Here is a 13,405-nt window from a genome sequence, read left to right on the forward strand (position 1 = left end):
GCTCTCCCGCCGCCTCAGCGGCCGATGCCCCTATCGACCGATGATGAGGCTCATCGCCTCGGCGCGGGTGGCCGGGTCGCGCAACTGGCCGCGCACGCAGGAGGTGATGGTCTTGGCGCCGGGCTTGCGGATGCCGCGCATCGACATGCACATGTGCTCGCACTCGACCACGACGATCGCCCCGCGCGGCTCCAGGATCCGCATCAGCGCGTCGGCCACCTGGCTGGTCAGCCGCTCCTGCACCTGGGGGCGGCGGGCGTAGACGTCGACCAGCCGGGCCAGCTTGGACAGGCCGGTGATCTTGCCGCTGGTGGACGGGATGTACCCGACGTGCGCCACACCGCGGAACGGCACCAGGTGGTGCTCGCAGACCGAGGTCAGCTCGATGTCCTTGACCAGCACCATCTCGTCGTGGCCGAGGTCGAAGGTGGTGGTCAGGACCTCCTCCGGCTCCTGCCACAGGCCCGCGAATATCTCCTTGTAGGCCCGCGCGACCCGGGCCGGGGTCTCCAGCAGGCCCTCACGGTCCGGGTCCTCCCCCACGGCGAGGAGCAGCTCGCGGATGGCGTTCTCGGCCCGCTTCTGGTCGAAGGTTCCGACGGCGGGCGGACCGTCGAGCGTCACCGGGTCGATCATGCGGGCCTCGCTTAGTTGTGGGAAGACTCTGGCTGAACAGCACGGATGCCGCGCCTCCAGGGTACAAACCCTGGTGACGCGGCATCCATTCCAGCGGGTGCCCTGCTCAGCTCTCGGTCGGCGGCTCGGCGGCCGGCAGCGGCGGGAGCTTCACGATGTCGACCGGAGCAGCGTCGGTGGCGGCGGCGCCGTTGGTGAGCGCCAGCTCCTTCGGCGACTGCACCGGCGGCCGGGTGGACGGCGTGCGACGGGTGGAACCCGTCCAGGCCGGCCGGGCCGGGCGCTTGACCACGGGGGCGAAGATCTCGGCGATCTGCTCCTTGTTCAGGGTCTCCTTCTCCAGGAGCTCCAGAACCAGGTTGTCGAGCACGTCGCGGTTCTCGACCAGGATCTCCCAGGCCTCGTTGTGCGCGCTCTCGATGAGCTTCTTGACCTCTTCGTCGACCAGCGCGGCGACCTCTTCCGAGTAGTCGCGCTGGTGCCCCATCTCGCGGCCCAGGAACGGCTCCGAGTTGTCGGTGCCGAACTTGATCGCACCGAGGCGCTCGGTCATGCCGTACTGGGTGACCATGGCCCGCGCGGTGGCGGTGGCCTTCTCGATGTCGTTCGAGGCGCCGGTGGTCGGGTCGTGGAAGACCAACTCCTCCGCCGCGCGCCCGCCCAGCATGTAGGCCAGCTGGTCGAGCATCTCGTTGCGGGTGGTGGAGTACTTGTCCTCGTCCGGCAGCACCATGGTGTAGCCGAGGGCCCGACCGCGGGACAGGATGGTGATCTTGTGCACCGGGTCGCTGTACTGGCAGGCCGCCGCGACCAGGGCGTGACCGCCCTCGTGGTACGCGGTGATCTTCTTCTCCTTGTCGGACATGATCCGCGTGCGCTTCTGCGGACCCGCCACGACGCGGTCGATCGCCTCGTCCAGGATGCCGTTGTCGATCAGCTTCTTGTCCGAGCGGGCGGTCAGCAGCGCGGCCTCGTTGAGCACGTTCGAGAGGTCGGCGCCGGTGAAGCCGGGGGTGCGCTTGGCGACGGCCGACAGGTCGACGTCGGGCGCGATCGGCTTGCCCTTCTGGTGCACCTTGAGGATGTCCAGACGGCCCTGGAGGTCGGGGCGCTCCACCGCGATCTGGCGGTCGAAGCGGCCCGGGCGCAGCAGTGCCGGGTCCAGGATGTCCGGACGGTTGGTCGCCGCGATCAGGATCACGCCGCCCTTGACGTCGAAGCCGTCCATCTCGACGAGCAGCTGGTTGAGGGTCTGCTCGCGCTCGTCGTGGCCGCCGCCGAGGCCCGCACCGCGGTGCCGGCCGACGGCGTCGATCTCGTCGACGAAGACGATCGCCGGGGCGTTCGCCTTGGCCTGCTCGAACAGGTCGCGGACGCGGCTGGCGCCGACACCGACGAACATCTCGACGAAGTCCGAGCCGGAGATGGAGTAGAACGGCACCCCGGCCTCACCCGCGACGGCACGCGCCAGCAGGGTCTTACCGGTACCGGGCGGGCCGTAGAGCAGCACGCCCTTGGGGATCTTGGCGCCGACGGCCTGGAACTTGGCCGGCTCCTGCAGGAACTCCTTGATCTCGTGGAGCTCCTCGACCGCCTCGTCCGCGCCGGCGACGTCGGCGAAGGTGGTCTTCGGGGTGTCCTTGGTGAGCAGCTTGGCCTTCGACTTGCCGAACTGCATGACGCGCGAGCCGCCGCCCTGCATCTGGTTCATCAGGAACAGGAAGACCAGGACGATGATCACGATCGGCAGCATCGACAGCAGCAGGCTGACGAAGGTGCTCTGCTTCTCCGGGCTGACGGTGTAGCCCTCGGCGAGTGTGTTCCGGTCCTTGTCGTTGATCTGGGCCTGCAGCTTGTCGGCGATCGCAACACCCTGGTCGCCGATGTACGAGGCCTGGAACTTGCTGCCGGACGGGGCCTTGCCCGTACCGGCGGGGGACAGCGTGGCGCCGTCCTTCAGCTGGATCTTGATCGTGTTCGAGTCACCGGTGGTGATCTGCGCGGACTTGACATTGTGCGCGTCGATCGCCGCGACCACCTGACCGGTGTCCACCGTCTTGTAGCCGTTCGAGTCCGAAACGACCTGCATCAGTACGATGACGGCGAGGACGGCCAGCACGATCCACATGATCGGCGCACGGAAGTATCGCTTGACGTCCATCCATGCGGGGCGTTGCCGCCCCGTCCCTCCTGCCACTCAACGGCGCCGGGAGGCTGTAGGGCCGCGGCGCATCCGGTCGGTGCTCATATGAAGAGCGGTTTATTGGACCGTACCGCAGTCGGACCCGCCCATGGCGGGAGCGTAGCGGCACGGCTGTGGTTCTTTGTCCCCCCGGTGCAACGGGCGGGAACAACCTACTGTTCCCGCCCGTAGCCCGAACGGGGCCCTCAGCCGCCGTAGACGTGCGGGGCGAGGGTGCCGATGAAGGGGAGGTTACGCAGCTTCTCCGCGTAGTCCAGCCCGTAGCCGACCACGAACTCGTTCGGGATGTCGAAGCCGACGTACTTCACGTCGATCTCGACCTTGGCGGCGTCCGGCTTGCGCAGCAGGGTGCAGACCTCGAGCGAGGCCGGGCCGCGCGAACCCAGGTTGCCCAGCAGCCAGGACAGCGTCAGACCGGAGTCGATGATGTCCTCGACGATCAGGACGTCACGGCCGGCGATGTCGGTGTCCAGGTCCTTCAGGATGCGCACCACGCCCGAGGACTTGGTGCCCATGCCGTACGAGGAGACCGCCATCCAGTCCATGGTGACCTGCGAGTGCAGGGCCCGGGCGAGGTCGGCCATGACCATCACGGCACCCTTGAGGACACCGACGATCAGCAGGTCCTTGCCTGCGTAGTCCCGGTCGATCCGCTCGGCCAGCTCAAGGAGCTTGGCGTCGATCTCGTCCTTGCTGATGAGCACCTTCGCGAGGTCAGCGCCCATGTCGTTCTGGTCCACCGGGGATACGTCCTCAAACGTTCGGGGTCTGTGTGGCCGGCGGCCGGCTCCCCCGGGACATGCCTCGCCCTCAGTCGCCCTGCCGCCGAAAGACCAGCGTGCCACACCTGCGGGTGGCCTCGACGCCCCCGGGTAGGTGCAGCGGCCCCTGACCGCGCCATCCGGTGACCAGCAGGTCCACCGCCTCCAGGTGCCGCGCGAACAGATCCCCGGCCGGACAGCCCGCGCGCAGCGCGGCCCGGCGCAGCACCCGGCGCCGCACGGCGGGCGGCAGTTCGGCCAGTTTCACGGCGTCCAGGGCGCCTTCGCCCGCACGGAGGTCACGCTCGGCCAAAGCGGCCCACTGGTCGAGGGCGTCGGCGTCGTCGCGAAACAGCCGGGCGGTACGGGCCAGCGCCTCCACCACTCCGCCGCCCAAATGCTTCTCCAGCACCGGCAGCACCTCGTGGCGGACCCGGGAGCGGGTGTAGGCGGGATCACAGTTGTGCGGGTCGTCCCAGACCGGGATCGCCTGGGCGGAACAGGCCTGCCGGGTGGCCGCCCGGTCCAGCTCCAGCAGCGGACGGCGGTAGCGGCCCTTCTGGGCCGGCATCCCGGCCAGCGAGCGGGCACCCGAACCGCGGGCCAGGCCCAGCAGGACGGTCTCGGCCTGGTCGTCCCGGGTGTGACCGAGCAGCACCGCGATCGCGCCGTGGCGCTCGGCGGCCTCGTCCAGGGCGGCGTAGCGGGCGTCCCGGGCGGCGGCCTCGGGGCCGCCGGTGCGGCCGACCTGCACCGGGATCGCCTCGACCGGGTCCAGGCCCAGCGAGCGCAGCCGCTCGGCGACCTGGGCGGCGCGGTCGGCCGAACCGTCCTGCAGGCCGTGGTCGACCGTGACGGCGCCGACCCGCAGGCCGATCTTGGGGGCCTCGAAGGCGGCGGCGATGGCCAGCGCCATCGAGTCCGCGCCGCCGCTGACCGCGACCAGGACCAGCGGCGAGCCGGGTGCGGCCGGGGTGCGGGGCAGCCCGGAAGGATGGCGCGCGGCGTTGCCGATCAGGGTGGTGCCGACGGCGGCACCCACCAGCGGCGCCCCGGCCGGGCGCTCGCGGGGTTCGCGCACGGGCGCGGTGAAGGTGGTACCGGCCTCGGCGGCGAGGTCGGTGAGCGTGCGGCGAACGGCCAGGCGTATCGCGGCGACGGCGGGGTGAGGGCCCACGGCGGACGACTCCTCGGCGGAGGGGGACAGGACTGCGGTGGGCACGGCGGGGACCGCGCACCTCCATAGCGCCGTGTTACCGGGCGCTCACAGATGGTGGCAGAAAGGAGCGACCCGCTACGCCACCCGCGCCACCAGTACGACCACCGTCCCACGTTCGGGTGAATGGAGAAACGTATCTTCACCCGCCATTTGCCCGATTGGACCACTCGTACGAGCGGGTTTGACCGCCGCCGACCGGCGGCGGTCCCGGCTTGTCGCGGTTCCCGGGGCTTTCGGGCTTCCCGGGTCGCTCAGCGGGCGACCCGGGCGACCCACGCGGCCGGGTCGTGGATCTCGTCCTTGGTCGGCAGGGTGTTCGGGGAGGTCCACACCCGGTTGAACCCCTCCATGCCCACCTGCTCCACCACCGCACGGACGAACACCGCCCCGTCCTGGTACTGGCGCAGCTTGGCGTCCATGCCGAGCAGCCGGCGCAGCATCAGGTCCAGTCGGTTCGCCCCGCGGTCGCGACGTTGCTGGAACTTCTCCCGGATCTCCGCGACGGTCGGCACCACGGCCGGGCCGACACCGTCCATCACCACGTCCGCGTGGCCCTCCAGCAGCGACATCACCGCCGTCAGCCGCCCCAGGATCTCCCGCTGCGCGGGCGATTGGACGATCTCCAGCAGGTTCGCCGAGGAGGCGCTCTCCCGACCCTCCCGGCCACCCGCCCCCGGCAGGGCGCCGCCCAACGAACCCGCCGCGTCCCGCAGCCGGTCCAGCAGCGCGCCCGGGTCGACGTCCGTCTCGGCCAGGAAGGACTGCACCTCGGACTGGATGTGGTCGCGCAGCCACGGCACCGCGGTGAACTGCGTGCGGTGCGTCTCCTCGTGCAGGCAGACCCAGAGCCGGAAGTCGGACGGGTCGACGTCCAGCTCGCGCTCGACGTGCACGATGTTCGGCGCCACCAGCAGCAGCCGGCCGGGCCCGGGGCCCTCCGGGCCCAGCCGCGGCTTGTCGAACAGCGCCGCCGGGCTGTCCGGCGCCTCCAGCGAGGGCTCGGCCGGGGCGAAGGTCTCGTACTGGCCCAGCACCTTGGTCGCCAGGAACGCCAGCAGCGCCCCGACCTCGATCCCGGTCGCCTTCTCCCCCACCGCGCCGAGCACACCGGCGCTCGCACTGTTCGCCCGCCGCGCCTGCAGCTTCTCCACCAGCGGCTGGACCACCGTCCGGAAGCCCGCCACGTTCGCCCGCACCCACCCCGGACGGTCCACCACCAGTACGGGGGTCGCGGCGGCCGCGGTCAGACTGCTCGACCGCATCCCGGTGAACGCCCGTACGTGCTCCTCCGCCTCCAGGGCGTGCCGACGCAGCTCGGCGACCACCGCCGCCGCCTCCGCCCGGCTCACCTCCGGCCCCGGCCGCACCAGCCTGGTCGCGGTTGCGACCGCGAGATTCCAGTCGACCATGTCAGCCCCGCCACTCGCGCTCGTCATGCCCTCACCGTACGTGCTCCCCACCACCAACGGCAGCCGCCTGTCCCCAACACCCGCACCGCCCGGCCCGGGCCCGCCGCCGTCGGCCGGAGGCGTCGGTTCACGGGCACGACCGGCGGCCGGGAACGCCCGGCCTCCACCCACCCCGCCCGTCCCCGCACCCACCCGGACCCGGCCACCGGCACCGTGGATCCCCGGCGTTGGACACCGCCGCCGTCGAGGTGACGGCGGCGGCCCGGGGTGGTCGACGCCGATCAGTGGCAGCCGCAGGTGGTGAGGTGGGCCGCGATGCGGTCCATGGCGGCGCGGGCGGTGTCGGCGGGGGCGGAGGTGCGGGTCATGACGGCGAAGGCGAGGAGGCGGCCGTCGGCGTCGACGACGGTGCCGGCGAGGGTGTTGACGCCGCTGAGGGTGCCGGTCTTGGCGCGGATCAGGCCGGCCGCGTCGGCGGCGCCGGAGCCGGAGCCGTAGCGCTTGTCGAGGGTGCCGGTGAAACCGGCGACCGGGAGGCCGGTGAGGACCGGGCGCAGGGCGGGGTGCTGCTCGGAGGCGGCCAGGGCGAGGAGCTGGACCAGTACGGCGGGCGGGATCGCGTTGCCGGTGTGCAGGCCGCTGCCGTCGTCGAGGACCACGCCGGTCATCGGCACGCCGAGCTTGGCGAGCTCCTGGGTGACGGCGGTCGCCGCACCATCGAAGCTGGCCGGCTGGTGGGCGGCCAGGGCGACCTGACGGGCGATCGCCTCGGCGAGCTGGTTGTCGGAGGTGGTCAGCGCGCGCTCGACCAGCCGGGCCACGGTCGGCGAGTCGACCTTGCCGAGGACCGGGGCGTCGGCGGCGGCCGGGGCGGCGGCCGGCTTGGCCCTGCCCTCGACGGTGACGCCCTGGGCGGCGAGCAGCTTGGCGAAGGCCTCGGCGGCCGCGTCGGCCGGGTCGGCGACCCGGTCCGGGGCCTCCTCCCGGCTCTTGGGGTCGACCTTGGCCTCGTCCACCATCAGCGGGACGACCAGGGCGATGTTGTGGTTGTCGGGGTTCGTCTTGTGCTGCGGGTTGCCCGCGTACATGGACAGGTCGTAGTCCAGTTTGACCGTGGTGGTACCGGCTGCCTTGAGCGCGGTGGCGGTCTGCCGGGCGAGGTCCTCCAACGAGGCCGGGGCGGTGTCGGCGTCGGCGGGCCGGCCGCCGATCTGCACCTGGTCGGCGGGCAGCGCGGTGAGCGTCGGGTCCCCGCCGCCGACCAGGGTGATGGCGTCCGGGTCGGCGCCGCGGACCACCCGGGTGGTCAGCCGGGTGTCGCCGGGGATGAGGGACAGGGCCGCGACCGAGGTGGCCAGCTTGGTGGTGGAGGCGGGGGTGGCCGGGGTGTTCTCCCCGGAGCCGTAGAGGAGTTGGCCGCCGGCGGCGTCCGCGACGGCTATGGTCACGGTGCCGAGGTTCTTGTCCGCGAGGGCGGGGGCGAGCGCCTGCTGCAGGCCCTGCGCGGTGGGGACGGCGGCCTCCGGGCCGCTCGCGGCGGTGGCCAGGACGGCGCCCGTCGCGGGCACCGGGCGCGCGACCGGCGAACCGCTGCCGCCCGGCGTGGAGCCGGCGGGCGGCTCGGCCCGACGGGTGGGGCCGGCGCTCGGGCTCTCGCCCGTACGGGGCGTGCCCTTCCCGTGGTCGCCCTTCCTGCCGCCCTGGTCGCCCTGCTCGCCGCCCTGGTCGCCCTGGTTGTCGTCGTCCTCGCCCTGCCCCGCGCTGTGCCCGCCGGGGGTCGGCAACGGCTGCGCATACGCACCGCCTGCGGTCAGGATCGTTCCGGCGACCAACAGGGCCGCCCCGAACAGTCCCGCGGCCGTCCCCCTGCGGCGGCGCGCCGCCCCCACCCCAGCTCCCACCGACCGGCCCCTTTCCTGAGCACTCACTCCCGTAGGAGACACTTGGATTCTGTCAGTCCCTACCTTGGAGGAACCGTTGGAGTTCGACGTCCTTATCGAAATCCCGAAGGGCTCTCGTAACAAGTACGAGGTCGACCACGAGACCGGCCGTCTGCGGCTCGACCGGATGCTCTTCACCTCGACCCGCTACCCGGCCGACTACGGCTACGTCGAGGGCACGCTCGGCGAGGACGGCGACCCGCTGGACGCCCTGGTCATCCTGGACGAGCCGACCTTCCCGGGCTGCCTGATCAAGTGCCGCGCCATCGGCATGTTCCACATGACCGACGAGGCCGGCGGCGACGACAAGCTGCTCTGTGTCCCGGCGACCGACCCGCGCTGGGAGCACCTGCGGGACATCCACCACGTGTCGGAGTTCGACCGCCTGGAGATCCAGCACTTCTTCGAGGTCTACAAGGACCTGGAGCCGGGCAAGTCCGTCGAGGGTGCCAACTGGGTCGGCCGCGCCGAGGCCGAGGCCGAGGTCACCGCTTCGATCAAGCGCCTGGCGGAGCAGGGCGGTCACTGAACCGTCGTTCCGATCCCACTCGACCAGGACAGTTCGAGGTAGGTCGGGACAGCCTGGGGCCGGGGCCCGCGGATTCGTCCGCGGCCCCGGCCTCTGTCGTGTCCCGGCCTGACGCGTCCCGGGTCTGGAGTGTCCTGGGCCTGACGCGTCCCGGGTCTGGCGTGTCCCGGGTCTGGCGTGTCCCGGGTCCGGCCCTTCCGGTGGCGGCTCAGTCCTCCAGCCGGAAGCCGACCTTCATGCACACCTGGTAGTGCTTGATCCGGCCGTCCTCCAGGTGGCCCCGGACCTGCGAGACCTCGAACCAGTCGAGGTTGCGCAGGGTCCGGGCGGCCCGTTCCACCCCGTTGCGGATGGCCGCGTCGACGCTCTCGGTCGAGGACCCGACGATCTCGGTCACCCGGTACACATGGTCGGTCATGGCGGACTCCCTCAGCTGTGCGACGGCCCCCGGTCCACCGTGCACCGCCCCCGCCCGGCCCGCACCCCGACCGCCTCCGGCGGGCGGTCCCCGGCCGTCAGAACGCCGCCCGGACCTCCCCGACCGGAACGCCGCCGCCGAGCAGCGGGGCCGCGCCGATCCGCTCGACGGTGTCCGCCGCACCGGTCACCCCGAGCCGGCGCAGCGCGGCGGCCAGCACCGGGCCGCGGGCCCGCTCGCCGCCGTCGTCGATCTTGAAGGCGAGCGCCCGTCCGTCCGGCAGCGCGACCACCTGGACGGCCTCGGCACCCATCTTGGACAGCGCGCCCGGAACGGCCCGCATCAGCCAGGTGTCGGCCCGGCGGGTGCCGGCCACGTACTCGGGGTGGGCGCGCATCGCGTCGGCCACCCGGCGCTGCGCGGTGCCCTCGGCGGCCAGCACCAGGCCGCGGTAGCCGCGGGCCAGGCCGGTCAGCGTGACGGCCAGCAGCGGGGCGCCGCAGCCGTCCACCCCGGCGTGCACGGGGACCTCGCCGGTGCCCTCCTCCAGGGCCTCGCCGGCCAGCAGCTGGATCGGGTGGGCCGGGTCGAGGTAGCTCTCGGTGTCCCAGCCGTTGGCGACGCAGGCGGCCAGCCAGCCGGCGTGCTTGCCGGAGCAGTCCATCAGGATCGGGGCGCGCCGGCCGCCGGCGCCGAGCAGCAGCTCCGCCTCGGTCTCGTCCAGCGGCAGGTCCGCCGGGGTGCGCAGGGCCGACTCGTCGAGTCCGGCGGAGCCGAGGATGGCCCGAACCCCGTTGAGGTGAAACGATTCCGCAGAGTGGCTGGAGGCCGCCAGCGCCAGCAGCTCGCCCTCGATCGCCAGCCCGGCCCGCAGGGTGGCCACCGCCTGGAACGGCTTGGCCGTCGAACGGGGGAAGACCGGCGCGTCGGGGTCGCCCAGCGCGAACTCCACCGAGCCGTCGGCGGCGAGCAGGACCAGGGAGCCGTGGTGACGGCCCTCGGTGAAGCCCGAACGTATGACCTCGGCGAGCACGGGCGGAGTGGCGGACTGGGACATCGGGGAGCCTTCCGGGGGCAAGGGTGGGCCGGGAGGAAGCCGGGCCCCGCCCACCCGCGACGACTCACCCGGTCAGAGCGGCCTCTCCGAGAGCAGGTCGTCGACCCGTGCTTCCCCATCACGGTACCTGCGGGTGATCTCGGCATTGCAACCGTCGGCCGTCCGCAGCAGCCGCTGGCGCCGCCCGGAGACCTCGCGCTCGTGCGCGCGCAGCCGCTCCAGGGCGGCCACCAGGTCCTCGGCCGGGTGCGCAGCGAGGTCGGCGAGCTGGACGTCGCCCATCAGGGCGTCCGCCTCCAGCTGGGACTCCTGGGTGCGCGGCGGGCCCAGGGTGACGTGCCGGGCCGAGCGCCGGACGCTGGAGGGCGCGTCGGTCAGGATGGCCGGCAGCCGGTCCAGCAGGTCGCCACCGAGCCCCTCGCCGGCCGCCAGGGCGGTACGGGCGGGGCCGCAGCCGGGGCGTCGGTCCAGCTCGGCGCGCAGGATGTCCATCCGCCCGTGCAGCAGCCGCCGCAGGTAGGACAGGTCGGCCTCCTGCTCCAAGGTCTCCCGGCGCAGCACCCGCAGCTGCTCCAGGCCCAGCCGCTCCAGATCGGGCTCGCCGTCCGGGCCGGCCGCCCAGGAGGGGTCCCCGGGAGCCTGCGCCACCCGCCCGGAGTGGTTCCGTGCCGCGCTGCTCGCGTCCATCATCCAACCCACCTGCCGTCGTCCGATCCCGCCCGCTCGCGGCACCCCGTCCCTGCCGCCGGCCCGGCCCGTCCCCCGACGGGCTCGCGCGTCCCGTCCGTTGGCACGCCCGGGGGCCCCGAAGGGTTCCGCTCCCCGGCCGGAACCACCCGCCGGGGCGACCCGGCCAGAACGCCTGACCTACCGGCTCGACCGCCCGGCCGAACCCCGGCCCGGTGCGGCGGACCTTCAGGCACGCCGGGCCCTTCGTACGGTCCCCCAGCGTGCCACCCCACCCGGCGCGCGCGCACCGCCCGTGCACCCGAACGGCCCCCTGGCGAACGGGGGTGGCTGATACGACCGGCCCTTTCCGCAGGAAGAGCGGCGCCCGACCCTGCGCAGGCGCGCGCCGCACGGCGTGCGCCACATTGTGCGCGCCCCCTGATGCGCACCCTGAGGCGCTACGGGGGCGGTGCGGCGCTCCGGCACAATGGCCGCATGCGAGCAGTGGTGCAGCGAGTGACCGAGGCCCGGGTGACCGTGGCCGGAGAGACCGTCGGCGCGATCGAGGGGCCGGGGCTGTGCGTCCTGGTCGGCGTCACCCACGAGGACACCCCGGCGAAGGCGGCCCAACTGGCCCGCAAGCTCTGGACCCTGCGGATCCTGCCGCCTTCCCCCCGCGCCGAAGGCCGCGCCGACGCCGAGAGCGAGGAGCGACAGGCGACCGACGGAGGAGGGAGCGCCGGAGCGACGACCGTCGGAATCGGCCCCGGAGCGGCCGACGGCGAGCAGGGAAGTCTCCGCGAGGGCGTGGAGCGGAGTTGCTCGGACATCGGCGGCCCGCTGCTGGTGATCAGCCAGTTCACTCTCTACGGCGACGCCCGCAAGGGCCGCCGCCCCACCTGGACCGCCGCCGCCCCCGGGCCGGTCGCCGAGCCGCTGGTGGACGAGGTGGTCGCCCAACTGCGCGCGCTGGGCGCCAAGGTGGAGACGGGCCGGTTCGGCGCCGACATGCAGGTGGCGCTGGTGAACGACGGCCCGTTCACCGTCCTCGTCGAGGTCTGAGCCCCGGAGCTACTGCGGGACGACCACGTCCTGGGTGCCCGGCACCGTCCCGGCCAGCAGCACCGCGTCCACCGGGACGTTCCGCTTGACGATCGCCAGCGCGATCGGCCCCAGCTCGTGGTGCCGGGCCGAGGAGGTCACGAAGCCCAGCGCCCGCCCGTCCGGGTCGGAGGCCAGCCGCACCTCGGTGCCGTGCGGGGGCAGGGTCTCCTCGGTGCCGTCCAGGTGCAGGAAGACCAGCCGGCGCGGCGGACGGCCCAGGTTGTGCACCCGGGCGACGGTCTCCTGGCCGCGGTAGCAGCCCTTCTGCAGGTGGACGGCGGTGCGCAGCCAGTCCACCTCGTGCGGGATGGTCCGGTGGTCGGTCTCGAAGCCCAGCCGGGGCCGGTGGCCCTCGATCCGCAGCGCCTCGTACGCCCAGACCCCGGCCGCCGGGCCGTACCCGGCGGCGAGCTTCTCCAGCTCGGCGCGCGGAACGAACAGGTCGCGCCCGTACGGCAGTTCGCGCACGGCGGCAGCGCCCTCCACCGAGGCGGTGGAGCCGGCCGGCAGGTGGACCACGGCGTAGTCGGCGGTGGCGTCGGCGACCTCCACCCGGTAGAAGAACTTCATGCTCTCCAGGTAGGCGACCAGCGCGCCCTGGGTGCCCGGCTCGACGTGCGCCCACGTGGTGGTGCCGTCGTCGACCAGGTAGAGCGCGTGCTCGACGTGCCCGTGCGGGGAGAGCACCAGCGCCTCGGTGGCGAGCTGCGGCCGCAGCTCGCTGACGTGCTGGGTGAGCAGCAGGTGCAGCCAGGAGAGGCGGTCGTCGCCGGTGACGGTGACCACGCCGCGGTGCGAGAGGTCCACGAAGCCGCTGCCCTCGGACAGGTTCCGTTGCTCGCGGAAGATGTCGCCGTAGTGGGCGGCGACGCCCTCGTCGGCCCCCTCGGCGGGGACGGCTCCGGGCAGGGCAAGCAGCGGGCTCTTCACACCGGTCATACCGGCCAGCTTACGACCGGCCGTCCGCGTGCTCGGCGGTGCAGTCGGCGCAGCGGCCGAAGATGGCGAAATGCTTGAGGTCGGTGTCGAAGCCGTGCTGCTCGCGCAGCCGGTCGATCAGCGGCTGGGCGATCTCGGTGCCGGTCTCGGCGACCTTCCCGCAGTCCCGGCAGACCAGGTGCAGGTGGTGGTGGCGGCCGGCCAGATGGTAGGTCGGGGCGCCGTGGCCGAGGTGGGCGTGCGAGACCAGGCCCAGCTCCTCCAGCAGCTCCAGGGTCCGGTAGACGGTGGAGATGTTGACGCCGCTGGCGGTCTTGCGGACGTGGCAGAGGATGTCGTCGGGGGTGGCGTGGTCGAGGACGTCGACGGCCTCCAGCACGAGCTGCCGCTGCGGGGTCAGCCGGTAGCCGCGCTCGCGCAGGTCGGCCTTCCAGTCGCCGGAGAGCTGCCAGTCGGTGGTGCCGGTGTCCGCCACGGTGCTGTCCCTGTCAAGGTCGGGGGTCCTGATGCAAGTGTAGGGA

General features: G+C 73.0%; 13 protein-coding genes. 2 read left to right on the forward strand and 11 right to left on the reverse strand.

Annotated elements, in window-relative coordinates; translation table 11 throughout:
* Window positions 1-30: 30 nt before the first annotated feature.
* The 6 genes from folE to dacB form a co-directional block, all read right to left on the reverse strand.
* Complete coding sequence (gene folE, locus ABZW30_RS14170) at window positions 31-636, reverse strand: GTP cyclohydrolase I FolE (protein ID WP_329883966.1); 606 nt, start codon at window positions 634-636, stop codon at window positions 31-33.
* A 106-nt stretch (window positions 637-742) separates the two neighbouring features.
* The gene (ftsH, locus tag ABZW30_RS14175) at window positions 743-2,797 is read right to left on the reverse strand and encodes an ATP-dependent zinc metalloprotease FtsH (RefSeq protein ID WP_355671359.1); all 2,055 of its coding nucleotides are present in this window, start codon (window positions 2,795-2,797) and stop codon (window positions 743-745) included.
* 227 nt (window positions 2,798-3,024) lie between these two features.
* The gene (gene hpt, locus ABZW30_RS14180; protein ID WP_030059589.1) at window positions 3,025-3,579 is read right to left on the reverse strand and encodes a hypoxanthine phosphoribosyltransferase; all 555 of its coding nucleotides are present in this window, start codon (window positions 3,577-3,579) and stop codon (window positions 3,025-3,027) included.
* Window positions 3,580-3,649: 70 nt separating this feature from the next.
* Window positions 3,650-4,777: a tRNA lysidine(34) synthetase TilS gene (gene tilS, locus ABZW30_RS14185; protein ID WP_355671406.1), complete on the reverse strand. Its 1,128-nt coding sequence runs from the start codon at window positions 4,775-4,777 to the stop codon at window positions 3,650-3,652.
* A 293-nt stretch (window positions 4,778-5,070) separates the two neighbouring features.
* The gene (locus ABZW30_RS14190) at window positions 5,071-6,255 is read right to left on the reverse strand and encodes a zinc-dependent metalloprotease (RefSeq protein WP_355671360.1); all 1,185 of its coding nucleotides are present in this window, start codon (window positions 6,253-6,255) and stop codon (window positions 5,071-5,073) included.
* 254 nt (window positions 6,256-6,509) lie between these two features.
* On the reverse strand, window positions 6,510-8,129 hold the full coding sequence (gene dacB / locus ABZW30_RS14195) for a D-alanyl-D-alanine carboxypeptidase/D-alanyl-D-alanine-endopeptidase (protein WP_355671361.1): 1,620 nt from the start codon (window positions 8,127-8,129) through the stop codon (window positions 6,510-6,512).
* Window positions 8,130-8,205: 76 nt separating this feature from the next.
* Between dacB and ABZW30_RS14200 the strand changes: the two genes are divergently transcribed.
* Entirely contained in the window at window positions 8,206-8,697 is a 492-nt protein-coding gene (locus ABZW30_RS14200; RefSeq protein ID WP_030059594.1) for an inorganic diphosphatase, read from the forward strand.
* A gap of 208 nt (window positions 8,698-8,905) precedes the next feature.
* Here ABZW30_RS14200 and ABZW30_RS14205 read toward each other — a convergent pair whose 3' ends face one another.
* The 3 genes from ABZW30_RS14205 to ABZW30_RS14215 form a co-directional block, all read right to left on the reverse strand.
* On the reverse strand, window positions 8,906-9,115 hold the full coding sequence (locus ABZW30_RS14205; protein ID WP_355671362.1) for a dodecin: 210 nt from the start codon (window positions 9,113-9,115) through the stop codon (window positions 8,906-8,908).
* A 97-nt stretch (window positions 9,116-9,212) separates the two neighbouring features.
* Window positions 9,213-10,172 (reverse strand): asparaginase, encoded by a 960-nt coding sequence (locus tag ABZW30_RS14210; protein ID WP_355671363.1) that lies wholly within the window; start codon window positions 10,170-10,172, stop codon window positions 9,213-9,215.
* A 72-nt stretch (window positions 10,173-10,244) separates the two neighbouring features.
* A complete protein-coding gene (locus ABZW30_RS14215) occupies window positions 10,245-10,862 on the reverse strand; it encodes an ABC transporter substrate-binding protein (RefSeq protein WP_355671364.1) in 618 nt (205 codons plus the stop codon).
* Window positions 10,863-11,336: 474 nt separating this feature from the next.
* Between ABZW30_RS14215 and ABZW30_RS14220 the strand changes: the two genes are divergently transcribed.
* On the forward strand, window positions 11,337-11,903 hold the full coding sequence (locus ABZW30_RS14220) for a D-aminoacyl-tRNA deacylase (protein ID WP_355671365.1): 567 nt from the start codon (window positions 11,337-11,339) through the stop codon (window positions 11,901-11,903).
* A 9-nt stretch (window positions 11,904-11,912) separates the two neighbouring features.
* On the opposite strand, the gene ABZW30_RS14225 is transcribed toward ABZW30_RS14220, so the two are convergent.
* Complete coding sequence (locus ABZW30_RS14225; RefSeq protein WP_355671407.1) at window positions 11,913-12,875, reverse strand: folate-binding protein; 963 nt, start codon at window positions 12,873-12,875, stop codon at window positions 11,913-11,915.
* A 19-nt stretch (window positions 12,876-12,894) separates the two neighbouring features.
* Window positions 12,895-13,359: a Fur family transcriptional regulator gene (locus ABZW30_RS14230; RefSeq protein WP_355671366.1), complete on the reverse strand. Its 465-nt coding sequence runs from the start codon at window positions 13,357-13,359 to the stop codon at window positions 12,895-12,897.
* Window positions 13,360-13,405: the final 46 nt, after the last annotated feature.

It is taken from the genome of Kitasatospora sp. NPDC004669, assembly GCF_040609455.1.
GTDB lineage: Bacteria > Actinomycetota > Actinomycetes > Streptomycetales > Streptomycetaceae > Kitasatospora.

Excerpts from the sequence above, each read along its gene's own strand:
- ABZW30_RS14215 (WP_355671364.1), bottom strand. The coding sequence starts at position 10,862 with ATGATGGACGCGAGCAGCGCGGCACGGAACCACTCCGGGCGGGTGGCG.
- ABZW30_RS14205 (WP_355671362.1), bottom strand. The coding sequence starts at position 9,115 with ATGACCGACCATGTGTACCGGGTGACCGAGATCGTCGGGTCCTCGACC.
- ftsH (WP_355671359.1), bottom strand. The coding sequence starts at position 2,797 with ATGGACGTCAAGCGATACTTCCGTGCGCCGATCATGTGGATCGTGCTG.
- ABZW30_RS14190 (WP_355671360.1), bottom strand. The coding sequence starts at position 6,255 with ATGACGAGCGCGAGTGGCGGGGCTGACATGGTCGACTGGAATCTCGCG.
- folE (WP_329883966.1), bottom strand. The coding sequence starts at position 636 with ATGATCGACCCGGTGACGCTCGACGGTCCGCCCGCCGTCGGAACCTTC.
- ABZW30_RS14220 (WP_355671365.1), top strand. The coding sequence starts at position 11,337 with ATGCGAGCAGTGGTGCAGCGAGTGACCGAGGCCCGGGTGACCGTGGCC.
- ABZW30_RS14210 (WP_355671363.1), bottom strand. The coding sequence starts at position 10,172 with ATGTCCCAGTCCGCCACTCCGCCCGTGCTCGCCGAGGTCATACGTTCG.